Annotated in this window: 23 protein-coding genes; 10 read left to right on the top strand and 13 right to left on the bottom strand. The window is 72.5% G+C overall.

From position 1 onward, the window contains the following. Positions 1-2: 2 nt before the first annotated feature. From BMY97_RS36270 to BMY97_RS36260, 3 genes are read right to left on the bottom strand one after another with little or no spacing between them, the layout of a single operon-like run. A complete protein-coding gene (locus BMY97_RS36270) occupies positions 3-1088 on the bottom strand; it encodes a glycosyltransferase family 4 protein (protein ID WP_091626329.1) in 1086 nt (361 codons plus the stop codon). After that, positions 1081-3594: a glycosyltransferase gene (locus tag BMY97_RS36265; protein WP_091626328.1), complete on the bottom strand. Its 2514-nt coding sequence runs from the start codon at positions 3592-3594 to the stop codon at positions 1081-1083. Before BMY97_RS36265 ends, BMY97_RS36270 begins: the two co-directional genes overlap by 8 nt. 37 nt (positions 3595-3631) lie before the next feature. Continuing rightward, positions 3632-4561, bottom strand: coding sequence for a glycosyltransferase family 2 protein (locus BMY97_RS36260; protein ID WP_091626325.1), 930 nt, complete (start codon positions 4559-4561; stop codon positions 3632-3634). An 18-nt stretch (positions 4562-4579) separates the two neighbouring features. On the opposite strand from BMY97_RS36260, the gene BMY97_RS36255 reads away from it, so the two are divergent. The 4 genes from BMY97_RS36255 to BMY97_RS36245 all read left to right on the top strand — a co-directional run bounded on the left by BMY97_RS36255 (position 4580) and on the right by BMY97_RS36245 (position 8328). Then, positions 4580-5647 (top strand): glycosyltransferase family 4 protein, encoded by a 1068-nt coding sequence (locus tag BMY97_RS36255; protein WP_091626323.1) that lies wholly within the window; start codon positions 4580-4582, stop codon positions 5645-5647. A gap of 95 nt (positions 5648-5742) precedes the next feature. Beyond that, complete coding sequence (locus BMY97_RS36250) at positions 5743-6873, top strand: glycosyltransferase family 4 protein (protein ID WP_091626320.1); 1131 nt, start codon at positions 5743-5745, stop codon at positions 6871-6873. Between the two features lie 103 nt (positions 6874-6976). After that, on the top strand, positions 6977-7414 hold the full coding sequence (locus tag BMY97_RS46420) for a hypothetical protein (protein ID WP_143086379.1): 438 nt from the start codon (positions 6977-6979) through the stop codon (positions 7412-7414). A gap of 50 nt (positions 7415-7464) precedes the next feature. Then, positions 7465-8328, top strand: a complete 864-nt coding sequence (locus tag BMY97_RS36245) for a glycosyltransferase family 2 protein (RefSeq protein WP_177231704.1) — start codon at positions 7465-7467, stop codon at positions 8326-8328. Positions 8329-8388: 60 nt separating this feature from the next. Here the strand turns inward: BMY97_RS36245 and BMY97_RS36240 are convergent, their stop codons facing one another. Then, positions 8389-8835 carry a hypothetical protein gene (locus BMY97_RS36240; protein WP_091626317.1) on the bottom strand — a complete coding sequence of 149 codons (447 nt, stop codon included), beginning with the start codon at positions 8833-8835 and terminating at the stop codon, positions 8389-8391. Between the two features lie 142 nt (positions 8836-8977). Here BMY97_RS36240 and manB point away from each other — a divergent pair, with 142 nt between their 5' ends. Next, the gene (gene manB / locus BMY97_RS36235) at positions 8978-10057 is read left to right on the top strand and encodes a mannose-1-phosphate guanylyltransferase (protein WP_091626314.1); all 1080 of its coding nucleotides are present in this window, start codon (positions 8978-8980) and stop codon (positions 10055-10057) included. Between the two features lie 5 nt (positions 10058-10062). Next, positions 10063-10956 carry a DNA-3-methyladenine glycosylase family protein gene (locus BMY97_RS36230; protein ID WP_091626467.1) on the top strand — a complete coding sequence of 298 codons (894 nt, stop codon included), beginning with the start codon at positions 10063-10065 and terminating at the stop codon, positions 10954-10956. Between the two features lie 22 nt (positions 10957-10978). Here BMY97_RS36230 and BMY97_RS36225 read toward each other — a convergent pair whose 3' ends face one another. The 7 genes from BMY97_RS36225 to BMY97_RS36195 form a co-directional block, all read right to left on the bottom strand. Continuing rightward, positions 10979-11266, bottom strand: a complete 288-nt coding sequence (locus BMY97_RS36225; RefSeq protein ID WP_091626311.1) for a hypothetical protein — start codon at positions 11264-11266, stop codon at positions 10979-10981. 618 nt (positions 11267-11884) lie between these two features. Further along, positions 11885-12238, bottom strand: coding sequence for a GntR family transcriptional regulator (locus tag BMY97_RS36215; RefSeq protein ID WP_091626464.1), 354 nt, complete (start codon positions 12236-12238; stop codon positions 11885-11887). 10 nt (positions 12239-12248) lie between these two features. Further along, positions 12249-12395 carry a hypothetical protein gene (locus BMY97_RS47385; protein ID WP_177231703.1) on the bottom strand — a complete coding sequence of 49 codons (147 nt, stop codon included), beginning with the start codon at positions 12393-12395 and terminating at the stop codon, positions 12249-12251. Positions 12396-12405: 10 nt separating this feature from the next. Next, complete coding sequence (locus tag BMY97_RS36210) at positions 12406-12921, bottom strand: NUDIX hydrolase (protein ID WP_245787676.1); 516 nt, start codon at positions 12919-12921, stop codon at positions 12406-12408. 53 nt (positions 12922-12974) lie between these two features. Then, positions 12975-14381, bottom strand: a complete 1407-nt coding sequence (locus tag BMY97_RS36205) for a coenzyme F420-0:L-glutamate ligase (protein WP_177231702.1) — start codon at positions 14379-14381, stop codon at positions 12975-12977. Then, positions 14317-15315 carry a 2-phospho-L-lactate transferase gene (gene cofD, locus BMY97_RS36200; protein ID WP_091626307.1) on the bottom strand — a complete coding sequence of 333 codons (999 nt, stop codon included), beginning with the start codon at positions 15313-15315 and terminating at the stop codon, positions 14317-14319. The genes BMY97_RS36205 and cofD overlap by 65 nt, the downstream gene beginning before the upstream one ends. Continuing rightward, positions 15312-16061 (bottom strand): GNAT family N-acetyltransferase, encoded by a 750-nt coding sequence (locus BMY97_RS36195; RefSeq protein WP_091626304.1) that lies wholly within the window; start codon positions 16059-16061, stop codon positions 15312-15314. The genes cofD and BMY97_RS36195 overlap by 4 nt, the downstream gene beginning before the upstream one ends. A gap of 47 nt (positions 16062-16108) precedes the next feature. On the opposite strand from BMY97_RS36195, the gene BMY97_RS47380 reads away from it, so the two are divergent. The 3 genes from BMY97_RS47380 to dapC all read left to right on the top strand — a co-directional run bounded on the left by BMY97_RS47380 (position 16109) and on the right by dapC (position 17811). Continuing rightward, positions 16109-16282 carry a hypothetical protein gene (locus BMY97_RS47380; protein WP_091626301.1) on the top strand — a complete coding sequence of 58 codons (174 nt, stop codon included), beginning with the start codon at positions 16109-16111 and terminating at the stop codon, positions 16280-16282. Positions 16283-16402: 120 nt separating this feature from the next. Then, on the top strand, positions 16403-16723 hold the full coding sequence (gene fdxA / locus BMY97_RS36185; protein WP_091626298.1) for a ferredoxin: 321 nt from the start codon (positions 16403-16405) through the stop codon (positions 16721-16723). Further along, the gene (dapC, locus tag BMY97_RS36180; protein WP_091626295.1) at positions 16720-17811 is read left to right on the top strand and encodes a succinyldiaminopimelate transaminase; all 1092 of its coding nucleotides are present in this window, start codon (positions 16720-16722) and stop codon (positions 17809-17811) included. Before fdxA ends, dapC begins: the two co-directional genes overlap by 4 nt. A gap of 10 nt (positions 17812-17821) precedes the next feature. Here dapC and BMY97_RS36175 read toward each other — a convergent pair whose 3' ends face one another. Beyond that, positions 17822-18442 (bottom strand): TetR/AcrR family transcriptional regulator, encoded by a 621-nt coding sequence (locus BMY97_RS36175; protein ID WP_091626291.1) that lies wholly within the window; start codon positions 18440-18442, stop codon positions 17822-17824. Positions 18443-18522: 80 nt separating this feature from the next. Here BMY97_RS36175 and BMY97_RS36170 point away from each other — a divergent pair, with 80 nt between their 5' ends. After that, positions 18523-19950, top strand: coding sequence for an FAD-dependent monooxygenase (locus BMY97_RS36170; protein WP_091626289.1), 1428 nt, complete (start codon positions 18523-18525; stop codon positions 19948-19950). A gap of 12 nt (positions 19951-19962) precedes the next feature. Here the strand turns inward: BMY97_RS36170 and BMY97_RS36165 are convergent, their stop codons facing one another. Beyond that, positions 19963-20943 (bottom strand): CHAD domain-containing protein, encoded by a 981-nt coding sequence (locus tag BMY97_RS36165; RefSeq protein ID WP_091626458.1) that lies wholly within the window; start codon positions 20941-20943, stop codon positions 19963-19965. Positions 20944-21005 lie beyond the last annotated feature (62 nt).

The following is a 21005-nucleotide window of genomic DNA, read 5'->3' as shown; positions in this document are numbered from 1 at the left end:
ACTTAGCGCTCCATGGCTTTTTTGTAAGCGCCGACAGTGAGGTCCGCGCACTTTCGCCAGGTGTAGTTCGCGGCGTGGGTTCGGCGGGCGGTGGATGTCGCGGTGGCGTGGGGGTCCGTGACGGCGGTGCGGAGGGCTTCGGCGAGGGCGTCCACGTCGTCGTACGGGACCAGGGTGGCGCAGTCGCCCGCGACCTCGCGCAGGGCCGGGATGTCGGTGCATACCACGGGGACGTCGGAGGCCATGGCTTCCAGCACGGGCAGGCCGAAACCCTCGTCGCGGGAGGGCAGGACCAGTGCGGCGGCGCCGGCGACGACGGTGCGGAGGTCCACATCGGACAGATAGCCCGTCTGGCCGGAGCGGGGGAGCCGTTCGAACGGGCCCGGGCCCGCGAAGACCAGCGGCGGCAGATCGGGTGCCGAGGCGTGGGTGCGGGCCAGCCAGTCCAGGCCCTTGCGCGGGCCGGCGGCACCCGCGAACAGCAGGTACTTCTCCGGCAGACGGAGCTTCGCGCGCCGGCCGTCGTCCGGGGGGCGGGCGGTGAACCAGGCCGGGTTGACGCCCAGCGGGGTCACCACGATCTTGTCGCGGTCCACGTCTAGGCGGGTCGCGACGGCGTCGGCGACGGCGGCCGTCGGGGTGCAGATCACGTTCGCGCGGGCGACACCGCGGCGGACCAGTTCCGGCAGGTCGCGGTCCGACGGCGCCAGCTCGTCGGGCGCGTCCAGGAACGCCAGGTCGTGGATGGTCAGCACGCCCGCGGCCCGCAGCCGGCCGGGCAGCACGAAATTGGTCCCGTGCACCACGTCCGTCGAGCCCGCGAACAGCTCCACCGGCGGCAGCTCCGAGCGCAGCCAGGTCTGGCGCAGCAGCCGCGCGGACACCGGCATGCCGCGCGCCCGCACGCCGTGTGGCAGCACGTGACGCAGCTTTCGCCAGCCGCGCAAGGTGAACGCCACCGCGCGCAGGTCCACATCGGACATCGAGGCCAGCTCCTCGCTCAGCGCGGCGGTGTACCGGCCGATGCCGGTCCGCGAGCCGAGCAGGGGAGTGCCGTCGAGCAGCACCCGCAAGGGGCGGTCAGCCACGGCGCAGCCGTTGGCGTGCGACCTTCGAGACCCGGCCGCCGACGCGCCGCGCCAGCTCCGAAGGCCCGCCCGCGGTCAGGTACTCCCGGATCAGGTCGACGTCGCGCCGCACCATCTCGCGGCCCCGCACCGGTGGCGTCGTGGTGAGGTCCGCGGAGCCGGGCAGCCGGTCGGCCGCCGGGTGCGGATCACGGCAGAACTCCACCAGCGGCTTCAGCGCCTCCGGCCACGCGTACCGCCGCGCGACTTCGGTGATCCGCGAGACGCAGCCGGCCGCGAACTCCTCGTCGTACAGCGTCTTCTCCAGCGCCGCCGCCAGCGCGACGGGGTCCTCCGCCGGCACCACGACGCCGAGCCCCTCGGCCCGCACCAGGTCGGCGAACGCGTCGCCGTCCGTGGTGACGATCGGCAGGCCCGCCCACAGGTAGTCCAGCACCCGCGTGCGGAACGCGAAGGTGGTCTCCACGTGCTCGTAGTGCGTGGTGACGCCGGTGTTCGCGTCCAGCAGCCAGTTCTGCCGGTCGGAGTAGGGCACCCAGTGCTCGTTGAAGAACACGTGCTTGTCGGTGAGCCCCAGCGAATCGGCCAGCCGTACGGTCCGCGCGCCGATGTCCATCTCGGCGACCTCGGGGTTCGGGTGCTTCATGCCGAGGAACACCAGCCGGGCGTCGTCCCGGCGCTCGCGCAGCAGGTCGAACGCGCGGATCAGCGTCAGCGGGTCGAACCAGCTGTACACCCCGCCCGCCCACAGCACCACGCGGTCGGACTCGCCGATGCCGAGCGACGCGCGCAGCCCCGGCCCGGTCCGCACCGGCGCCTGCGGCGACAGCCCGAACGGGACCACCGCGAGCAGCGACTGCGTGGTCGGGTCCGCGTCGTACAGCCGCGGTGAGAGCCGCCCCAGCGCGGCCAGGTGGCCCAGCCAGAAGTGCCGCTGCCGCTCGGAGGCGCACAGGAAGAAGTCCGCGCGCTCCAGCTGCGCGTCCAGCACCTTCGTGACCCCGGCGAGGTCCAGCGCGCGCTGGTCGTCGGCCACGCCCTTGCCCTGCTCCAGCAGCTCCAGGTGCATCGGGTCGTAGACGTCGGCGACCACGATCTTGTGCTCGTGCTGCTTCTTCAGCGAAGGCGCCAGCTCCAGCACGTGGCCCTGCAGGATGACCACGTCGGCCCACTCGATCGGCGCGTCCAGGTCGCGGTGTTTGCCGGAGCTGACGCGGAAGACCGACGGCGGCGGCGAGACCAGCGGGTTCGTGGTCATCAGGTGCACTTCGTGCTCGGCGGCCAGCGTCGAGGCGATGTTCCACGCCCGGATCGCGGGCCCGGCCATCCGCTCGGTGATCGAGTCGCCGGTCAGCACGAGGATCTTGCGCCGCTGCCCGAACACGGACTCGATGCCGAACGCCTCGACCAGGATCTCGTGCCCGCGCAGGTAGTCCGGTAGCGGGTACGCGGGCTCCAAAGCCTTGCGCAGCAACGGAAGCAGGTCCGCATCGGTGCGCACCCGCGCGGCCTGCTCGACCGCGCGCGATTCGGCCAGCGAAGGCAGCAGCTCCACGAACCGGTCGACGGCCAGCACCCCGGCCAGCGTCGTCCGCGGCACCGCGATGTCGCCCGTTTCGACCGGGCTGACGCCCTTTTCCAGGTCCAGCTGATCCGGGTCGAGACCACCGCGGGCGGTCGCGCGCCGGACGGCCAGCGCGAGCGCGGCGGGTAGCGCGCGGGCCAGCGACTCGTCGGACAGGTTCTTGTACAGCGCGGCCAGCGCGTTGCGCTCCAGCAGGAACGTCTCGCGGCCGGTCTCCGGCGCGTCGACGGCGGCCATCGTGCCGTGGTGACGGTGGTAGGTCAGCGACTCCGGCACGTAACGCACCCGCCAGCCGCGCAGGTTCAGCCGCCAGCCGAAGTCGACGTCCTCGTAGAACATGAAGAACCGCTCGTCGAACCCGCCCAGCTCGGCGAACACCGAAGCGCGTACGAACATCGCCGAGCCGGTGCCGAAGAGCACGTCCTTGGCCAGCTCGTGCTCGGCCTCGGGGACGTCGGCCAGCGGGCTGCCCGCGTGCCGCTTGTAGCCCATGCCGAACCAGGTCAGGCCCGCGTCGACGAAATCGGTGCCGGTGCCCTCCCAGTCGAGCACCTTGCTGGCCACGGCGGCCACCGTCGGCTGCGTCCGCAGCTCGGCGACGGCAGCGGAGACCCAGCGCGGCGCCGGGCGGGCGTCGTTGTTGAGGAAGCCGAGCACCGTGCCCTTGGCGTGCTTCGCGCCGAGGTTGCAGCCGCCGGCGAACCCGGTGTTCACCGGCGATTCGATCAGCCGCGCGGCCGGGACCGCGGCCCGGATGCGGGCGGCGTCGTCACCGCCCGAGGCGTTGTCGACGCAGATCAGCTCGACGTTCTCGTAGTCCAGCTCGGAGCTGAGCGCCCGCAGGCAGGTGATCGTGTCGTCAGCGCCGCGGTAGTTCACCACGATCACCGAGACAAGCGGTTGCGGGTCCCCCTGCGTCAAGACGAGCTCCTGTCCGTGATGTCGGGCCTGGCTCAGCTTAAAGGCCAGCCCATGCCTCCCAGATCGCGCCTCGGCCGAGCGCCGCGATCCGGGTGATGCGACGGCGTGCCAGCAGCGTCGACGGGAGCCTCGCGGCGACCTCGGCGAGTACCCGCGCCCGTAGCCGCGGGTCGAAGTTGGCCGCCGGTTGTTTCATCCGGCGTAGTGGCAGCACCGCCGTGAGCACGGCGAACCGGGCCACCTCCCGGACGGCGACCCCCGCCGGGGCGCAGCGCAACAGCATGAGGAGCCGGTTCCGCTCGTTCCAGCGGTGGAACAGCGGTGAGCCGGGTTTGGTGCTGGCGCCGTGCAAGTGCTGAACGCGGGCACGGTCGGCCGCGACGACGTGCCAGCCCGCGAGCCGCAGCCGCCACGCCGTGTCGGTGTCCTCGTAATAACAGAAGAAAGCCGCCGGGACGCCGCCCACCTCGCGCACCGCGTCCGCGCGTAGGAGCGCGGCGCCGCCGCAGAAGCCGAAGACCTCGTCGGTGGGCTCGGTGAGGTCCGCGCCGCGGCCGTCGGCGGTCAGGCGGACGCCGGTGGACTGCGTCGTGCCGTCCGCCAGTTCCAGCCGCGACGTGACGGCGGCGGCCAGCGTCTGCTCGTCGAGGGTGTCCTCCAGCGCGGCGAGCCAGCCGGGATCGGGGGCCGCGTCGTCGTTCAGCCAGGCCACCAGCGGGGTGTCGAGCTGGTCCAACGCCGTGGCCATCGCGCCCGCGTAACCGGTGTTGCGGCGCAGCCGGAGGACCCGCGGCCGCGACGGGTGGGCGGCGAGCAGGCCGGCCGTCCCGTCGTCGGAGGCGTTGTCCACCACCAGCGTCCGATGTGGACGGGTCTGGGCGGCGAGGGCGTCGAGGCAGGCCGTGACGTGGGCCGCGCCCCGCCAGGTGACCACGACGACGGTGGTGCTGGGCTCCGCGCTGGTCACCTGGGTGAGAATAGCGGCGTGCCCGAACTGGTAGTGCTCGCCGAGCAGCTGCTCGCCCCCGTCCCGGGTGGTACGGGCCGGTACACCGCCGAACTGCTCCCCGCGCTGGCGCGCACCGCGCCGCCGGGGTGGACGGTGTCGAGCGTGGTCGCGCGCCACGCGGATGTCACGGCCGCCCAGGTCGAGGGCATCGAAGGCCCGCGCGTGCTGAAACTCCCGCCCCGCGGCCTGATCGGCCTATGGCAGCTCGGCGTGCCGTGGTGGCCGGGCGGCGACGCCGTGCACGCGCCCACGCCGTTCGCCCCGCCCCGCGCGCCCGCCGGGCGGACACTCACCGTGACCGTGCACGACACCGTGCCGTGGACGCATCCGGAGACGCTGACCGCGCGCGGCGTCAGCTGGCACCGTTCGATGATCGCGCGGGCGGCGCGGCGCTCGTCCGGGCTGATCGTGCCGACCCGGGCCGTCGCGGACGAGCTGGCAGTGCTGGTGGACGTGACCGTGCCGGTGCGCGTGGTGCCGCACGGCGTGACCCTGCCCCAGGGCGCGGCGCCGCTGGACCTGCCGGAGCGGTACGTGCTGGCCGTCGGCACGATCGAACCGCGCAAGGGCATGGACGTGCTGGTGGACGCCGTCGCGCAGCTCGGCGACGTCGCGCTGGTGATCGCCGGCCAGCCCGGCTGGGGCGCCATCGACCCGGTGCGCCTGGCGGCCGAGCGGGGCCTGTCCGACGTGCGGGTGCTGGGAAAGGTGACCGACGCCGAGCTGGCCACCGCGCTGCGCGGCGCGAGTGTGCTGGCCGTGCCGAGCCTCGCGGAGGGCTTCGGCCTCCCGCTGCTGGAGGCGATGGCCGCGGGCGTCCCGGTGGTGCACACCGACGTCCCGGCGTTGGTCGAGGTCGCGGGGGGCGCGGGCGTGGTGGTGCCGCGCGGCGACGTTCCGGCGTTGGCTGCCGGACTGCGTTCGGTGCTGAGGTCGCCGGACCGCGCGGCGGAACTGGCGCGGCTCGGCCGTGAGCGGGCCCGCGCGTTCACCTGGCGCGCCGCCGCGGAGGCCGTCTGGGCAGCTCACCGGCGGCGGTCCTGAGGCACGGGCATTCCCAGGCGAGGAGCAGTTTGTCGGTTCCCCACCATCGCACGCTGTCACGGTCGTACTCTGCTCAAGTGACCGGTGATCCCCGAGTGCTGATCGACGCGACCGCGGTGCCCGCGGACCGGGGTGGCGTCGGCCGGTACGTGGATTCGCTCGTCGCGGCGCTCGACCAGGACGGCGCCCGGCTCACGGTCGTCTGCCAGCCGCGTGACCTGCCGCTGTACGACCGGCTCGCGCCGAGTGCGCGGGTGGTGCCCGCGTCGCCGTCGACCTCGACCCGCACGGCCCGGCTGACCTGGGAGCAGGCGACGCTGCCGAGGCTGGTGCGCAAGCTCGCCGCGGACGTCGTCCACTCGCCGCACTACACGATGCCGCTGGCCAGCTCGGCCGCTTCGGTGGTCACGCTGCACGACGCGACGTTCTTCACCGACGCGGTGCTGCACTCGTCGGTGAAGGCCCGGTTCTTCCGCGCGTGGACTTCGGCCGCGCTCCGCCGCGCGACGATGTGCGTCGTCCCGAGCCAGGCCACGGCCGACGAGTTGGCGCGCGTCAGCCCGGTGCGGCGCGCGGAGCTGGAAATCATCCACCACGGCGTGGACACGGAACGCTTCCACCCACCGTCCCCGGAAGAGATCGCGGCGGCCCGCGCGGCGATGGGCATCGGGCGGACGCCCTACATCGCATTCCTCGGCGCGCTGGAGCCGCGCAAGAACGTGCCGGCGCTGATCCGCGGCTACGCGCGCGCCGTCTCCGGCCGTGCCGACGCGCCCGCGCTGGTGCTCGCCGGCCAGCCGGGCTGGGACACGCAGGTGGAGCGCGCCCTCGACGGCGTGCCGCACCGGCTGCGCGTGATCCGCGCGGGCTACCTCCCGTTCGGCACCCTGGCCGGCTTCCTCGGCGGCGCTGAACTGGTGGCCTACCCGAGCCTCGGCGAGGGCTTCGGCCTCCCGGTCCTGGAGGCGATGGCCTGCGGCGCCGCCGTACTGACCACCCGCCGCCTCTCCCTCCCCGAAGTCGGCGGCGACGCGGTGGCCTACTGCGGCGTCGGCGCCGGCGACGTGGCCGCCGCGATCACCGAACTGCTCGACGACCCTTCCCGCCGCGCCGAACTCGCGGCGGCGGCGCAGCAGCGGGCCAAGGAGTTCTCTTGGGCTACTACGGCGGAGCGTCATCGTGAGGCTTATGGGCGGGCTTGGGCACGGCATTTGCAGGATCGGTGACGCGCGGCCGCCCGCGAAACACACGTGTCGGAGAACTACGAGGTTGACCACCCGCTCGGTTGACGATTGACTCATCGAGGTCAAGCGGCACCGGGGAGGGTCCGTGCTTGCGGCGTTCGGTCAGGCTTTGGGGCTCCTGCTTTGTTGCGCGTTTCCGGTAGGCGTGGTGCTGCTGGCCGTGTTCGCCCGAAGGCGGCGTGACAAGCGGCTGGCCGAGCACTGGCGGGAGTTGCAGGCCAGACGCGCTCTTGCTGGTGATGAAGCGGCTGTCGCGGTCGTAGAACGTGTCTACCAGCGCGCTCGCCGAGGTGCGAAAGCGGTGATCCGCTGGCAGGAGACCGGGGACCACCAGGACACGTGGTTCAAAGGTCGTCATCCGGCGCCTGGGAGCGTCCTGCTCCTTCGCGGTTCGACGGGCTGGGGACCGCACAACCGGAATCCGAACACCTACTACGTCAATCCCGGTGACCTCCTCTATTCCGCGCCCAGCGGCACGATTGCCGCGGCTCGGCGACAGCGCCGTCGCGACGCCCAGAAGTGAGCAGCGCGGGGTACCGCAGTCGCAGTCGGTGACCGGGGGACAATGGCGCGGTGACTGAGCACCCCAGCTACGGCGACGGGCTCGCCGTCGTGACCGTGACGTACTTTCCCGGCGAGACTCTCGAGAAGTTTCTCGACACGCTCGAAAAGGCGACTGACCGTGAGGTCAAGGTCGTCGTCGCCGACAACGCGTCGACGGATGGCGCGCCGGAGCGGGCGGCGGAGCGTGAGAACGTGCAGCTGGTCAGCATCGGCGAGAACGTCGGTTACGGGACGGCCGCCAATCGTGGCGTCGCGGCGCTCGATGACAGCTACGGCTGGATCGTCGTGGTGAACCCGGATCTCGAGTGGGAGCCCGGATCGCTCGACGCGTTGCTGGAGGTGGCGAAGCGGTGGCCGCGCGGGGGCGCGTTCGGGCCGCTCATCCACGATCTCGACGGCACCGTCTACCCGTCCGCGCGGCTGCTGCCGTCGTTCGGCCGCGGGATCGGGCACGCCGTGTTCGCGAAGGTCTGGCCGGGCAACCCCTGGACCCGCCAGTACCGCCAGGAGACCGGCACCCCCGTCGAGCGGACGTCCGGCTGGCTGTCCGGCTCGTGCCAGCTGCTCCGGCGCGAGGCGTTCGACTCCGTCGGCGGCTTCGACACGCGCTACTTCATGTACTTCGAGGACGTCGATCTCGGCGACCGCCTCGCCAAGGCCGGCTGGCTGAACGTCTACGCGCCGTCGTCCAGCGTGATGCACATCGGCGGCCACTCCACGGCGCGCGCGTCCGCGAAGATGCTGCGCGCGCACCACGCCAGCGCCTACCGCTACCTCGCCGACCGGCACCAGGGCCTGCGCTGGAAGCCGGTGCTGGCCGCGGTGAAGCTGGGGCTGGCCCTGCGCGTCAAGCTGGAAACCCGCAAGGGCTGACGAAAGTCAGGCGGCCCGGTGAGCACCGGGCCGCCTGACTTTCGTGCACGAACGCTGGGGTCACAGCCCGTCGAGGCGGCGGGACAGGTTCGAGCGGCCGTTGTTCTGCTTGACCGTCGGGACGAGCCCGGTCAGCTCCTCCTCGGACGGCTCGCGCAGCGGGCTGGGCACGGGCTTGGCCTGCGGCCGCGGCACCAGCGGCGTGGTCACCTGCTGCGCCGCCACTGGCTGCGGCTTGGTGGCCTGCTCGGACGAACTGCCCGGCAGTTCCAGCGGCGTGGTCGGGTTGTAGCCGGCCAGCGGGTGATCGTTCTCCTCGATCAGCGACGCCGGCAGCTGCGTCGTCGTGTCGGGGTCCTGCTGATCCAGCCCGGCGACCACGGCTCTGGCGATCTGCTGGGTATTGGAGGCGTCCATCGGTGACGTCATGTTGTCCGGCGTCACCACGAAGGCGCCGCGGGAACGAGCACGTGCGAGCAAGGCGTCCGCGCGATCGCGGGGGTCCATCCCCTCGGCCTCCCGACTGACCCGGGGCCCTCTGGGGAAAGGCCCACCTGTTTCCTGTCTAGGGTAGGCCCTCGGAGCCCGCGCCGTCAGGGTTTCCCACGGCTTGTCGCTGAGCGGCGCGTGATAAAAGAGGAGTTTTTCTGTGACGACCGAGCTCGAAGTCGACGCCGTCGTGCTGGTCGGGGGCAAGGGCACCCGCCTGCGGCCGCTCACCCTGTCCGCGCCGAAGCCGATGCTGCCGACGGCCGGTACCCCTTACCTGAGCCACCTGTTCTCGCGCATCCGCGCGGCCGGGATCCGCCACGTCGTGCTCGGCACGTCGTACCGCGCCGAGGTGTTCGAGGAGTACTTCGGCGACGGGTCCGCGCTCGGCCTGGAACTGGAGTACGTCGTCGAGGACGAGCCGCTGGACACCGGCGGCGCGATCCGCAACGTCTACGATCGGCTCCGCGCCGAGCACGCGATCATCTTCAACGGCGACATCCTGTCCGGCGCCGATCTGCGCGAACAGCTGCGGACCCATGTGGACTCCGGCGCCGACGTCACCCTGCACCTGCAGCGCGTGCCCGACCCCAGCCGGTTCGGCTCGGTGCCCACCGACGCCGACGGCCGCGTCCAGGCCTTCCTCGAGAAGACGCCGAACCCGCCGACGGACCAGATCAACGCCGGCTGCTACGTGTTCCGCCGCTCAGTGGTCGAGACCATTCCGACTGGACGGCGCGTCTCCGTGGAACGCGAGACGTTCCCGGGCCTGCTCGAGGCCGGCGCCCACCTGCACGGCTTCGTGGACTCCTCGTACTGGCTCGATGTCGGCACGCCCGAGGCGTTCGTGCGGGGCAGCGCCGACCTGGTGCGCGGCATCGCGCCGACGTCCGCGCTGGCCGGCCCGACCGGCGAGTCGCTGGTGCTGGACGGCGCGCGGGTCGCGGACACGGCCGTCGTTTCGGGCGGCTCGACGATCGGTGCGAAGGCCGAGGTGGCCGCGGGCGCGACGGTGACCGGCTCGGTGCTGTTCGACGACGCCGCCGTCGCGGAAGGGGCCACTGTGGAGCGTTCGGTGCTGGGCCGCGGCGCGCGCGTCGGCGAGGGCGCCGTGCTTCGTGGCGTGGTGGTGGGCGACGGCGCGACGGTCGGCGCGGGCTGCGAACTGCTCGACGGCGCCCGGGTCTGGCCCGGCATCACGCTGCCCGACGGCGGCATCCGCTTCTCGAGCGACGCGTAACGATGTTGCTCTGGCGGCCGCCGTTCACGCTCGACCCGGGCTCGGTGCTCGGGCCGCTCAGCCGTGGGCGCGGCTCGCTGAACTTCCAGCGCGACCGCGGTGTCTGGTGGCTGGCGGCGAACACCCCTGCCGGCCCCGGCACGCTCGCGCTGCTGCACCGCCCGGACGGCGACATCGAGGCCGAGGCCTGGGGCGACGGCGCGGGCTTCCTGCTCGACGGCGTCCCGGCCCTGCTCGGCGCCGACGATGACGACACGGGTTTCGTCGCGCACCACGGCGTGGTCGCCGAGGCCCGCCGTCGCTGCCCGGGCCTGCGCCTCGGCGCGACCGGCCGGGTGTGGGACTCGCTGGTGCTCGCGGTGCTGGAGCAGAAGGTGACGAGCAAGGAGGCGCTGCGCTCGTGGTCCGAGCTGTGCCGGTGGTTCGGCACCCGCGCGCCGGGCCCCGGGCCGGACCGCCTGCGCGTGCCGCCGGGCCCGGTCGCGATCCGGTCCATCGTGGACTGGAACTGGCACCGAGTCGGCGTCGACCTCAAGCGCCGGACGACGCTGATCAACGCCGCGCGCGTGGCGCCTCGGCTGGAGGAGGCGGTGGCGCTGCGGGGCACCGCCGGGCGGGCGCTGCTGCGGAAGGTCCCGGGCATCGGCGTCTGGACCGCGTCGGAAATCGCGCAACGCGCCTGGGGCGACCCGGACGCGGTCAGCTTCGGCGACTACAACATCCCGTCGATGGTCGGCCACACCCTGCTCGGCCGGAAGATCGACGACGAGGGCCTGGCGGAGTTGCTGGAGCCCTACGCGCCGCAACGCCAGCGGGCCATCCGTTACCTGGAGGCCTCCGGCGCGCGCAAACCCCGCTTCGGCCCGCGCATCGAACTGCGTGACTATCGCGCGATGTGAAGCCCCTCGCCGGGTTCGGCGTTCAGCGGGGTTGTTGTGGGTTCTGCTGCTCGGCTTGAGGTGGCTGGGCCGGGGGCGGGTATTGCTGCTGGCCCGGCTGCGCTTGGCCGTACTGGGGCGGGTATTGCTGCTGTGGCGGAAATGGCTGCTGTGCCGGGTACTGCGGTGGCTGTTGCGGATACTGCTGCTGCGGCGGATAACCGGGCGGCTGCGGCTTCGACTTGTTCGCCCCGACGATCCGCAGCACCACGATGATCGCCAGCGCGATCACCGCCAGCGCCGGAATGACAACAACCACGAGATGGCCCACGGCCGCACTCCTCTTCTCGACTCCCGGAAACGAACGGCGACCGTAGTGGGTCGCCCATGGTCAAGCTGCGCCGCTTGCCGACCCCGAGGTGCTTCTTTGCCCGGACCTCAGTCGGCTTTCGGCCCGTCGGGCGGCTGGTGATCCAGTGGCGGCTGATCCGGCTGGTGGTCCGGGGCCGGCTGCTGCTCACCGCCTTGCTGCGGCGGAAACCCTTGCGGCTGGCCAAACCCCGGTTGCCCGGCCTGGGACGGATACGCCGGTCCGGGTGGCGGATAGCCCTGCCCGGGCTGAGGCGGATACCCCGGTCCCGCCTGCGGATACCCAGGCCCGGCTTGAGGTGGGTAGCCCGGTCCGGCCTGCGGGTATCCGGGCCCGGCCTGCGGCGGGTATCCGGGCCCGGCCTGAGGTGGGTACCCCGGTCCAGGCGGATACCCGGGTCCGCCCTGCCACGGTGGGCCCGGCCGGCCCTGGCCGCCCGATTTCCGCGTCGCCGCCACCACGACCGCGGTCACGACGCCGGCCAGGGCCAGGAAGAGCAGCAGGATCAGCACGTGCCAGGGCTGGATCGCGTTCACAGAATGAGCACCCCTCTCACCGAGAAGGCCCATGGTAGGGGCCTCAGCCCAGCGCCGCCTTCGCGATGGCCAGTGCTTCGGCCGGGGCGAGGCCGAGGCTGCGGGTCACGGCGGCGTACTCCTGGGCTGCTTCGTGGGCGCGGGAGCGGGTTTCGTCGCCGGTCGAGCCGACGAAACTGCCTGCGCGGCCGCGGGTTTCGATCAGGCCCGCCTCTTCCAGTTCGCGGTAGGCGCGGGCGACGGTGTTGGGCGCGACGCCGAGGTCGGCCGCCAACCGGCGCACGGTGGGCAGCTTGGTGCCGACCGGCAGGGTGCGGTCGTTGATCTGCGCGGCGAGCGACGAGCGCACCTGCTCGTACGGCGGCACCGGCGAAGCGCTGTCGAAGCTGACGGTCACCCAGCCCACCCTAGCGGCGCCGCTGCTTGCGCAGCCGGATCACGACCACCACGATCAGCGCCAGGAACGCCAGCCCGAACCCGGCCAGCACCACCCACAGGCCGATGTAGCCGCCTTCGCCGGTGTGGATGTGCGGACGGGCCAGGAACAGGTCCATGCCAATCAGTCTAACCGGACGAAACGGCCGCCCTCATCAACTCGCCCAGGTCCGCCGAGTCCGCCGGCAGGGCGTCGACCGGCCACCAGCGCAGGTCGTCCGACTCCTCGCTGCGCACGGGCTCCGCACCGGCCGGCGCGCGCACCACGTACCGCACGTCGAAGTGCCGCGTCGGCAGGCCGAGCGAGCAGGTGACCGGGTGGGCGTCCAGGTGCACCGGCTCCGCGCCGATGCGCAGGCCCGTCATGCCGGACTCCTCCGTGGCCTCTCGCAGCGCCGCACCACTCAGCGAAGCATCCGACGGCTCGCAGTGCCCGCCCAACTGCAGCCACCGTCCGACGCGCGGGTGCAGCGTCAGCAGCACCCGCGTCCCCGTCGAGTCCAGGACCACGGCCGACGCCGTCAGGTGCCCCGCTTCGCACGAACGCCGGCAGGTGTCGTCGCGCGAGGCGAGGAAGCCGAGAAACGCCTGCCGCAACGCTTCCTGCGAGGTCGACGACGGCGCCCAGGAAGTCAGTGTTGCCAAGGCATCCGAGTGCACGGCATCTGTTCCCACGGTGTCAGCGCCGACCGGCCCGCTCACAGCTCGACCAGCCCGTCACCGGCCGGTCGCAGCTCCCGCGCCGGCGGTGGCCCACCCGCGGGATGCCCGATCGCGACCGCGCCCAGCGGCTCCCACCGCTCGTCCAGGCCCAAGGTGGACCGCACCAGGTCGGCCGCGAAGATCGTCGAACCGATCCAGCACGAGCCCAGGTCCTCGGCCGCCAGCGCGACCAGCAGGCCCTGCACCGCCGCACCCGCGGCGACCGTGAACATCGTGTGCTCACAGTCGTTCCGGCGTTGGTCGCGGTAGGTGTGCGCGCCGTCGGGCACCAGGAACGGGATGACCATCTCGGGCGCGTTGTACAGGATGTCGCCGCGGGAGAGCCGCCGGGAGATCTGCTCCTCGGTGAACTCGTCGCCGCCCAGGTCGTCGCGCCAGGAGTCGCGCATCGCGTCGAGGAGTTTCTTGCGCAGCCCGGCATCGCGCAGCCAGACGAACCGCACCGGGTGCGTGTGGTGCGGCGCGGGCGCGGTCAGCGCGGACGCGACGGCGCCGCGCAGCACCTCGGGGTCCACCGGCTCGTCACTGAACGAGCGGACCGAGCGCCGATGCGGCACGGCTTCGCGCCGGCCCCGCGCCAGCGCTTCGTTCGTGCCGAGGCGGAACAGGTCTTCGTCGACGGGCCGGATCAGGTTCCGCGCGGTGGAGCCGTCGTCGGTGAGCGTCAGCCCGCGCACCACGGCCACCGGCAGGCTGCCGAGCTTGCCCTTCACCAGGTCCGCCGCCGCGGCCAGTTCGTCGGCGACGGCGATCTCCGTGACGGCCAGTTCGTTGCCCTGCGAGTCGATCTGGCCGGCGTACGCGTGCAGCACGCGCAGCCCGGACGAACCGATCGCCGCGTCCGTCTGCCCAACGCGCCACGCCCGGCCCATCGTGTCCGTGATGACCACGGCCACCTCGACACCGAGCCGTTCGCGCAGGCCGTTTCGCAGCGCCAGCGCGGACGCGTCCGGCTCCGCCGGCAGCAGCGCGACCTCGTCGCCCCGCACGTTCGACGCGTCGATGCCCGACGCCGCCTGCACGATGCCCAGCGGGTTCTCGGTGATCAGCGTGCGCGCCACCCGCGCGACCACGCGCACGGACTCCTGCTCGATCAGCGCGCGGCGCGCGGCGTCGCGGGCCTCGGGGTCGGTCGGCACCCGCACGAGCCGGCCCTCGATCTTCGACACGACCTTCGAGGTGACCACTACGACGTCGCCCGAGCGCAGCCATGGCGCCGCCGCCACGATCGCGCCGGTGAGGTCGTCGCCGGGCCGGAACTCGGGCAGCCCGGGCACGGGCAGGATCTCGACCTTCGCCGAGGCGTGGTCGGTGAACTCAGTCAAGGGAAACCCCCGCAACGTCGAAGGCCGCGCGCGCCATCGCCGCGGTCGCGTCCACATCGGACATCAGCAGCGGCACGGCCCGGACGGTCACTCCCGGCACGGTCACGTCGCTGTCCTCTTCGGCGACGAGCCAGCCGTCGAGCACGCCGCCGTCCTTGCGCGCGCCGTAGTGTCGGCCCACCGCCTCGGCCGAGGTCTCGACGCCGATCGCGGTCAGGCACGCGTCGGCCATGCCGCGCAGCGCTTTGCCGCCGATGATCGGGGAGACGCCCACGACCTTGGCCCGTGACTTCACCAGCGCCTCGCGCACGCCCGGCACGCCCAGCGTCGTGCCCACCGACACCACCGGGTTCGACGGCGCGAACAGCACCAGGTCCGCCTCGCCGATCGCTTCCAGGACCCCCGGCCCCGGCTTCGCCTCGTCGTTGCCGACCGAGACGATCGAGTGCGCCGGCGGCCCGGCTTTGTAGCGCACCCACCACTCCTGGAAGTGCACGGCCTTCTGCTGGTCCGGCTGCTCCGGGTCGTCGATCACGACGTGGGTCTCCACCCGGTCGTCCGACATCGGCAGCAGCCGCACGCCAGGCTGCCAGCGGTCGCACAGCGCCTCGGTGACGGCCGAGAGCGGGTAGCCCGCGCGCAGCATCCGCGAACGGATCAGGTGCGTGGCGATGTCCTTGTCGCCCAGCCCGAACCAGGTCGGCTCGGCGCCGTACGCGGCGAGCTCCTCCTTGACCACCCAGGTCTCGCCCGCGTGGCCCCAGCCGCGCTCGGCGTCGATGCCGCCGCGGAGGGTGTACATGCAGGTGTCGAGGTCCGGGCAGATGCGCAGCCCGTGCATCCAGACGTCGTCACCCGTGTTCACCAGCGCGGTCACCTCGTGCGGCGACGGTGACTCAGCCGCCCCGATCGCAGGCATTCCCAGTGCGGTCTTCACCCCGAGCAGGAACCGGGCGCCGCCCACCCCGCCCACCAATACGACGATCTTCACGACTGCGGATCCTCGCACGCGCCGGGGCCCGGGCCCCAATACCGGTACCTGTGGTGCTCCGTACAGCCCAGCCTGGAATACAGCGCGAGTGCGCCGGCGTTGTCCAGCGCCACTTGCAGGACCCACGACCCGGCCCCGTGTTCGCGGCCCCACCCCGCCAGCGCGTGCATCAGCGCCGACGCCAGCCCGCGGCGGCGGAAGTCCGGCCGCACCGCCAGCCGTGAGACGTGCAGCCAGCCGTCCACCACGGCGCCGCGCACGGCCCCGGCGGTGACTCCGTCGGCCTCCACCACGCCGTAGCCCACCTTCCCGGTGGTCAGCACGTGCCGCACGGCGTCGCTCGGATCCCGGTCCCCGGCGGCCAGCTCCCACCACTCCGGCGTCGGCTCGTCGAGCACCTCGCCGTCCGGCGCGGGCCCGTCCGGCAGGGGCCCGGTGAGCACCGAGACCCGGTGACCCGCGGCGTGCTCGGTCCACTCGACCCAGCCCGCGGCGGCCACCGCCCGCTCCGCCGCGTCGTCCTCGATCACCTGGACGACCGCCGGGATCGCCAGATCGTGGGCGAAGTCACACACGGCTTTCAGCGCCTCCGAGACCGCGATCCCGGGGTCGCCGACGGCGAGTGCGCTGTTCGCGCGGCCGGTGAAGCCGTCGGCCCACCGCAGCCGCCACTGCCCGAGCGGCCGCTCCACGACCGGCGGCCAGGCCCGCGCACAGACGATTTCAAGCTTTTCCGCGTCGTTCACGGTTAGATTGTGACTGAGACTCCGGCCCGAGTACCGCAGGAGAACCGATGAGCTTGGCGCGCAAGGACGACCGGCACAACGAGGACCTGGTCGAAGAGATCGCCGACGGCTTCAAGCGAACGCTGAAGGAGCCCGAAGACGAGGGGAAGCCGAAGAGCCCCGGCTTCGTCATCACGGGTGACGCCCGGTCCGCGCCGAAACCCCGGCGCCGGGACCGCTGAACGGGCCGTCTCCGGGCCATACCAGGGGTATGGATAAGGGTTGCCTAATCACCACCAGGGGTGCGGGAAGCGCGTAATGTCCGCAGCGACTGGCTAAGCAGAGAAAAGCAGGAGTACGCAGTGACCTACGTGATCGCCGAGCCCTGCGTCGACGTGCTCGACAAGGCGTGTATCGACGAATGCCCCGTGGACTGTATCTACGAGGGCGACCGGATGCTGTACATCCACCCGGACGAGTGTGTCGACTGCGGTGCCTGCGAACCGGTCTGCCCGGTCGAGGCCATCTACTACGAGGACGACGTCCCCGACAACTGGTCGGACTACACCAAGGCGAACGTCGACTTCTTCAACGAGCTCGGCTCGCCCGGCGGCGCTTCGAAGGTGGGCAAGACCAGCCACGACCCCGCCTTCGTCAAGGCGCTGCCCCCGCAGGGCGAATGACCGCGGCGAAGCTGCCCGACTTCCCCTGGGACTCGCTCGCCGGCTTCAAGGCCCGCGCGCAGGAACACCCCGGGGGGATCGTCGATCTCTCCGTGGGCACGCCGGTGGACCCGGTGCCGTCCGGGATCCGCGACGCCCTGGCGTCGGTGTCGGACATCCCGGGCTACCCGGCCACCCACGGCACCCCCGCGCTGCGGGCCGCGGCCATCGAGGCACTCGGCCGCCGTCACGGCGTCGAAGGCATCGAGGCCGACGCCGTGCTGCCGACGATCGGTTCGAAGGAAGCCGTGGCCTGGCTGCCGCGGCTGCTCGGCTTCGGGCCGGGCGACCTGGTCGTGATCCCGGAGCTGGCGTACCCGACGTACGAGGTCGGCGCGCTGCTCGCCGGCGCCGAGGTGGCCCGGGCCGACGGCCTCACCCAGCTCGGCCCGCGGCGCCCCGCGATGCTCTGGCTGAACTCGCCGTCCAACCCCACCGGCCGGGTGCTCGGCGTCGACCACCTGCGCAAGGTCGTGGAGTGGGCGCGCGAGCGCGACGTCGTCGTGGTGTCGGACGAGTGCTACCTCTCGCTCGGCTGGGAGGCCGAGCCCGTGTCGGTGCTGCACCCGTCTGTCCACGGTGGACGGCTCGACGGGCTGCTCGCCGTGCACTCGCTGTCGAAGTCGGCGAACCTCGCGAGCTACCGCGCGGGTTTCGTCACCGGCGACCCGAAGCTGGTCAAGAACCTGCTGGAGATCCGCAAGCACGCCGGCATGATCGTGCCGCGCCCGGTGCAGGAGGCCATGGTCGCCGCCCTGACCGACGACGAGGCGCTGGCCGCCCAGCGGGAGCGGTACCTCCGCCGTCGGATCGTGCTGCGCAAAGCGTTGCAGGACAACGGTTTCGAGATCTCGCACTCCGAGGCGGGCCTGTACCTGTGGTCCACCCGCGGTGAGGACTCGCTGACCACCGTCGGCTGGCTCGCCGACCGCGGCATCCTCGTGGCGCCAGGCACTTTCTACGGCCCGACGGGCGGCAAGCACGTCCGCGTCGCGCTGACCGCCACTGACGAACGCATCGACGCCGCCGCCGAGCGGCTCGCCTCCTGAACCGCGTCGCTCAGTAGTCGCGGCCGGTGAAGCCGCGGTAGACGAAGCGGGTGAGCGCCTCGACGGCCTCGTCGTCGGTGGGCGCGGTCCAGCCCTCGGGTTCCGGGGCGAGCAGCCACATCTGGGCGAACCCGTCGATCAGCTGGTACATCATCGCGATGCTGAGCTGGGTCGTCGCGGGCAGCCGGTGGCCGGCCGCCGTGACCTGGTCGAGGTGGCCCGTGATGTCGGCGGCCTGGGCGACGCCGAAGCCGCCGAAGGTCCGCGCGAAGGCCTCGTTGACCATCGAGGCCTGGCGCAAGGCCTGCATGGTGGCCGCGTTGGCGCGGTAGAAGTCCCAGTACTGGCGCACGTGCCAGCGGACGGCCGCCGGGTCGCTGAAGTCCGAGAGGTGACCCTCCTCGGCGGCCTGCTCGTCGCCTGACGCGGCCAGGTCGTCCAGGAGCGCTTCGAGCAGCTCCTCTTTGCCCGCGAAGTGGTTGTAGAACGAGCCCGCGGCGCGGCCGGCCTCGGTCGTGATGTCCGTGATCTTGGTGTTCAGGTAGCCCTTGCGCGCGAACACGCGCTTGGCCGCCTCCTTCAGCGCGGTCTCGGTTTCGGCGGCTTTTTCCTTGCGGCTCGTCGCCGTCATGCGGCACCTCCCTTGACAGGAACGCTAGCAGCGCGCATCCTGAATTCAGATTCACTGAATCATAATTCATTGGAGGGGACATGGACACCACGGTGCTGATCGCGGGGGCGGGCCCGACCGGGCTGACGCTGGCCATCGAGCTGGCGCGGCGCGACGTCGGCGTCCGGCTGATCGACAAGGCCGACACCTACTTCGCCGGCTCGCGCGGGGACGGGCTGCAGCCGCGCACTCTGGAGGTCTTCGAAGACCTCGGCGTGCTGGACGCGGTCCTCGCGGCTGGTTCGCCGCAGTACCCGACGAAGGTCTACCTGGACGGCGAGTACGTCACCGAGCGGTGGATGAGCGAGCCCGCCGAGCCGACGCCCGCCCTGCCGTACCCGAACATCTGGTTCCTGGGCCAGTCGCAGACCGAGGGCATCCTGCGGGCGCGGCTGGCGGAGTTCGGCGTGGGCGTCGAGCTGGGGACGGCGCTGACGGGCTTCACCCAGGACGACCTCGGCGTGACGGCGGTGCTCTCGCGCGGCGGCGTGGAGGAGACCGTGCGCGCGGCTTGCCTGGTCGGGGCGGACGGCGGGAAGAGCGTCGTGCGCAAGACACTGGGGATCGCGTTCGAGGGGACCACGGACGAGTCGATCCGGATGCTGCTCGGCGACGTGCGGGCCGAAGGTCTGGACCACACGGCGGCGTACTGGTTCGCGCCCGCGGCGAAGCCCATGGAAGGCGTCATGTTCACGCCGCTGGCCGGCACGCCGCACTTCCAGTTCGGCGCGCCGCTGGGCGACGGCGAGCTGGCGGACGAGACCTCGCTGGCGGCGTTGCAGGCCCGGCTCGACTCGGTTTCCGGCGGCGGGATCCGGCTGCACGACCTGGCCTGGTCCACGGTGTGGCGGCCGAACATCCGGCTGGCCGAGTCGTTCCGGCGGGGGCGCGTTTTCCTTGCGGGCGACGCCGCGCACGTCCACCCGCCGACCGGCGGCCAGGGGCTGAACACCGGCGTGCAGGACGCGTACAACCTCGGCTGGAAGCTCGCCGACGGTTCACCCGAGCTGCTGGACAGCTACGAGCCCGAGCGCCGGACGGTCGCCGCCCGCGTGCTCGGGGTGTCGACCGCGCTGATGGACAAGTACGCCGACGGCGACGAGGAAGCCCACCGCCGCGGCCCCGAAACCCAGCAGCTGGACATCACCTACCGCGGCGGCCCGCTGGCCGCGCCCGCCACCGGCGAACTGCGCCCCGGCGACCGCGCCCCGGACGCCCCGCTCACCGACGCGAACGGCAAGCAACTGCGGCTGTTCGAACTCTTTCGCGGCCCGCACGCGACCGAACTGGTCTTCGGCGACGGCCCGGTGGACGCCGGTTTCCCGGGCTACCGCATCCGGCCTGCCGGCTCCATCGCGACGGGCACGGACCTCGTCGACGTAGGCGGGCACGCGTACGCCGCGTACGAAGCCACTCCCGGTCGCCGCGTGGTGGTGCGGCCGGACGGGTATGTCCGGTCGATCGCTTGAGGTCCGCTCGGTTCAGGTGGCCGGGCCGGTGGCGAGTGCGGTTTTCCGGATCCGGGCCCAGACGGCCGGCCAGGCGGCACGGGCCTCGGTGCGTTTGCGGAGTTCGTGTTCGGCGATGCGGCCCGCGACGAAACCGAGGTCGGCGTCCGCGGTGGGCAGGAGGGACCGGACGCGGTCGGTGGCCACCACGGCGTCCTGGTGGTCACCGAGGACGGTCTGGAGTTTGCGGGTCGCTTTCACCAGCGCGGCGAGCTTCGCGGCCTGCTTCTTCTTCGCCGAGGAGCGGGCCAGCTCGGCGTTGTAGCGGAGCTTCTTGCCGTGGATGCGCAGGGCGTGCAGGTCGTCGTCCGGCGGGTCGGCGGGCAGGGCGCGCACGGCTTTCTCCAGGCGGCGGTACGGCTTGCGGACGTCGGCGACCAGGTCGCGGTCCGGGGCCGGGGCCTCGTCGATCTCGTGGTCCGGGGCGCGGGTCAGCTGGGCGACGCTCTGCAGCAGGCTCGCGTAGCGGGCGCTGGACAGGGCGCGCGTGAGCCCCTTGCGGGCGGCGGCGCGTTCGGTGACGAAGACCGAGACGAGACGGCGGCCGGCGGGCTGGTCGCGGACCTCGAACGTCGCGATCACCTCGCGCAGGTGGCCGATCAGCACGTCGTAGTCCCGGACCTCGCCGAGTGACTGGCCCAGCCAGCCGAGCTCGGCGCGCGCCCGCTCGGCGCCCGGGCCGACCAGCGCGCCGGACGTCTTCAGCACGCTGCGCATCCGCCGCAGCGCGACGCGCATCTGGTGCAGGTCCTCGGGATCCGCGCCGGCGCGGGTGCCCGGCTCGCGGGCCAGCAGCTCACGCAGCTCGTGGTCGAGCTTCGCGCGGACGTGGGTGGCCGCCGGGTCGCCCGGCCCGGCCTTCGCGGGTTCGTCGGGCAGGCCCAGCTCGGCCGCGGCCGTCGGCTTCGGGGCACGGCGGCGGGCCGGCGTCACGGGGTCTGCTTCGGCGGTCACCACCTGAATGGTAGGTGAACAATCCCCTCGCCGAAACGACGAAGGGCGCGCTCCATGATGGG

The sequence above is a fragment of the Amycolatopsis saalfeldensis genome, assembly GCF_900110575.1.
In the GTDB taxonomy this organism is placed as follows: domain Bacteria; phylum Actinomycetota; class Actinomycetes; order Mycobacteriales; family Pseudonocardiaceae; genus Amycolatopsis; species Amycolatopsis saalfeldensis.
The sequence above is the reverse complement of the archived record's forward strand: the minus strand, read 5'-3'. Positions and strand labels throughout refer to the sequence as shown.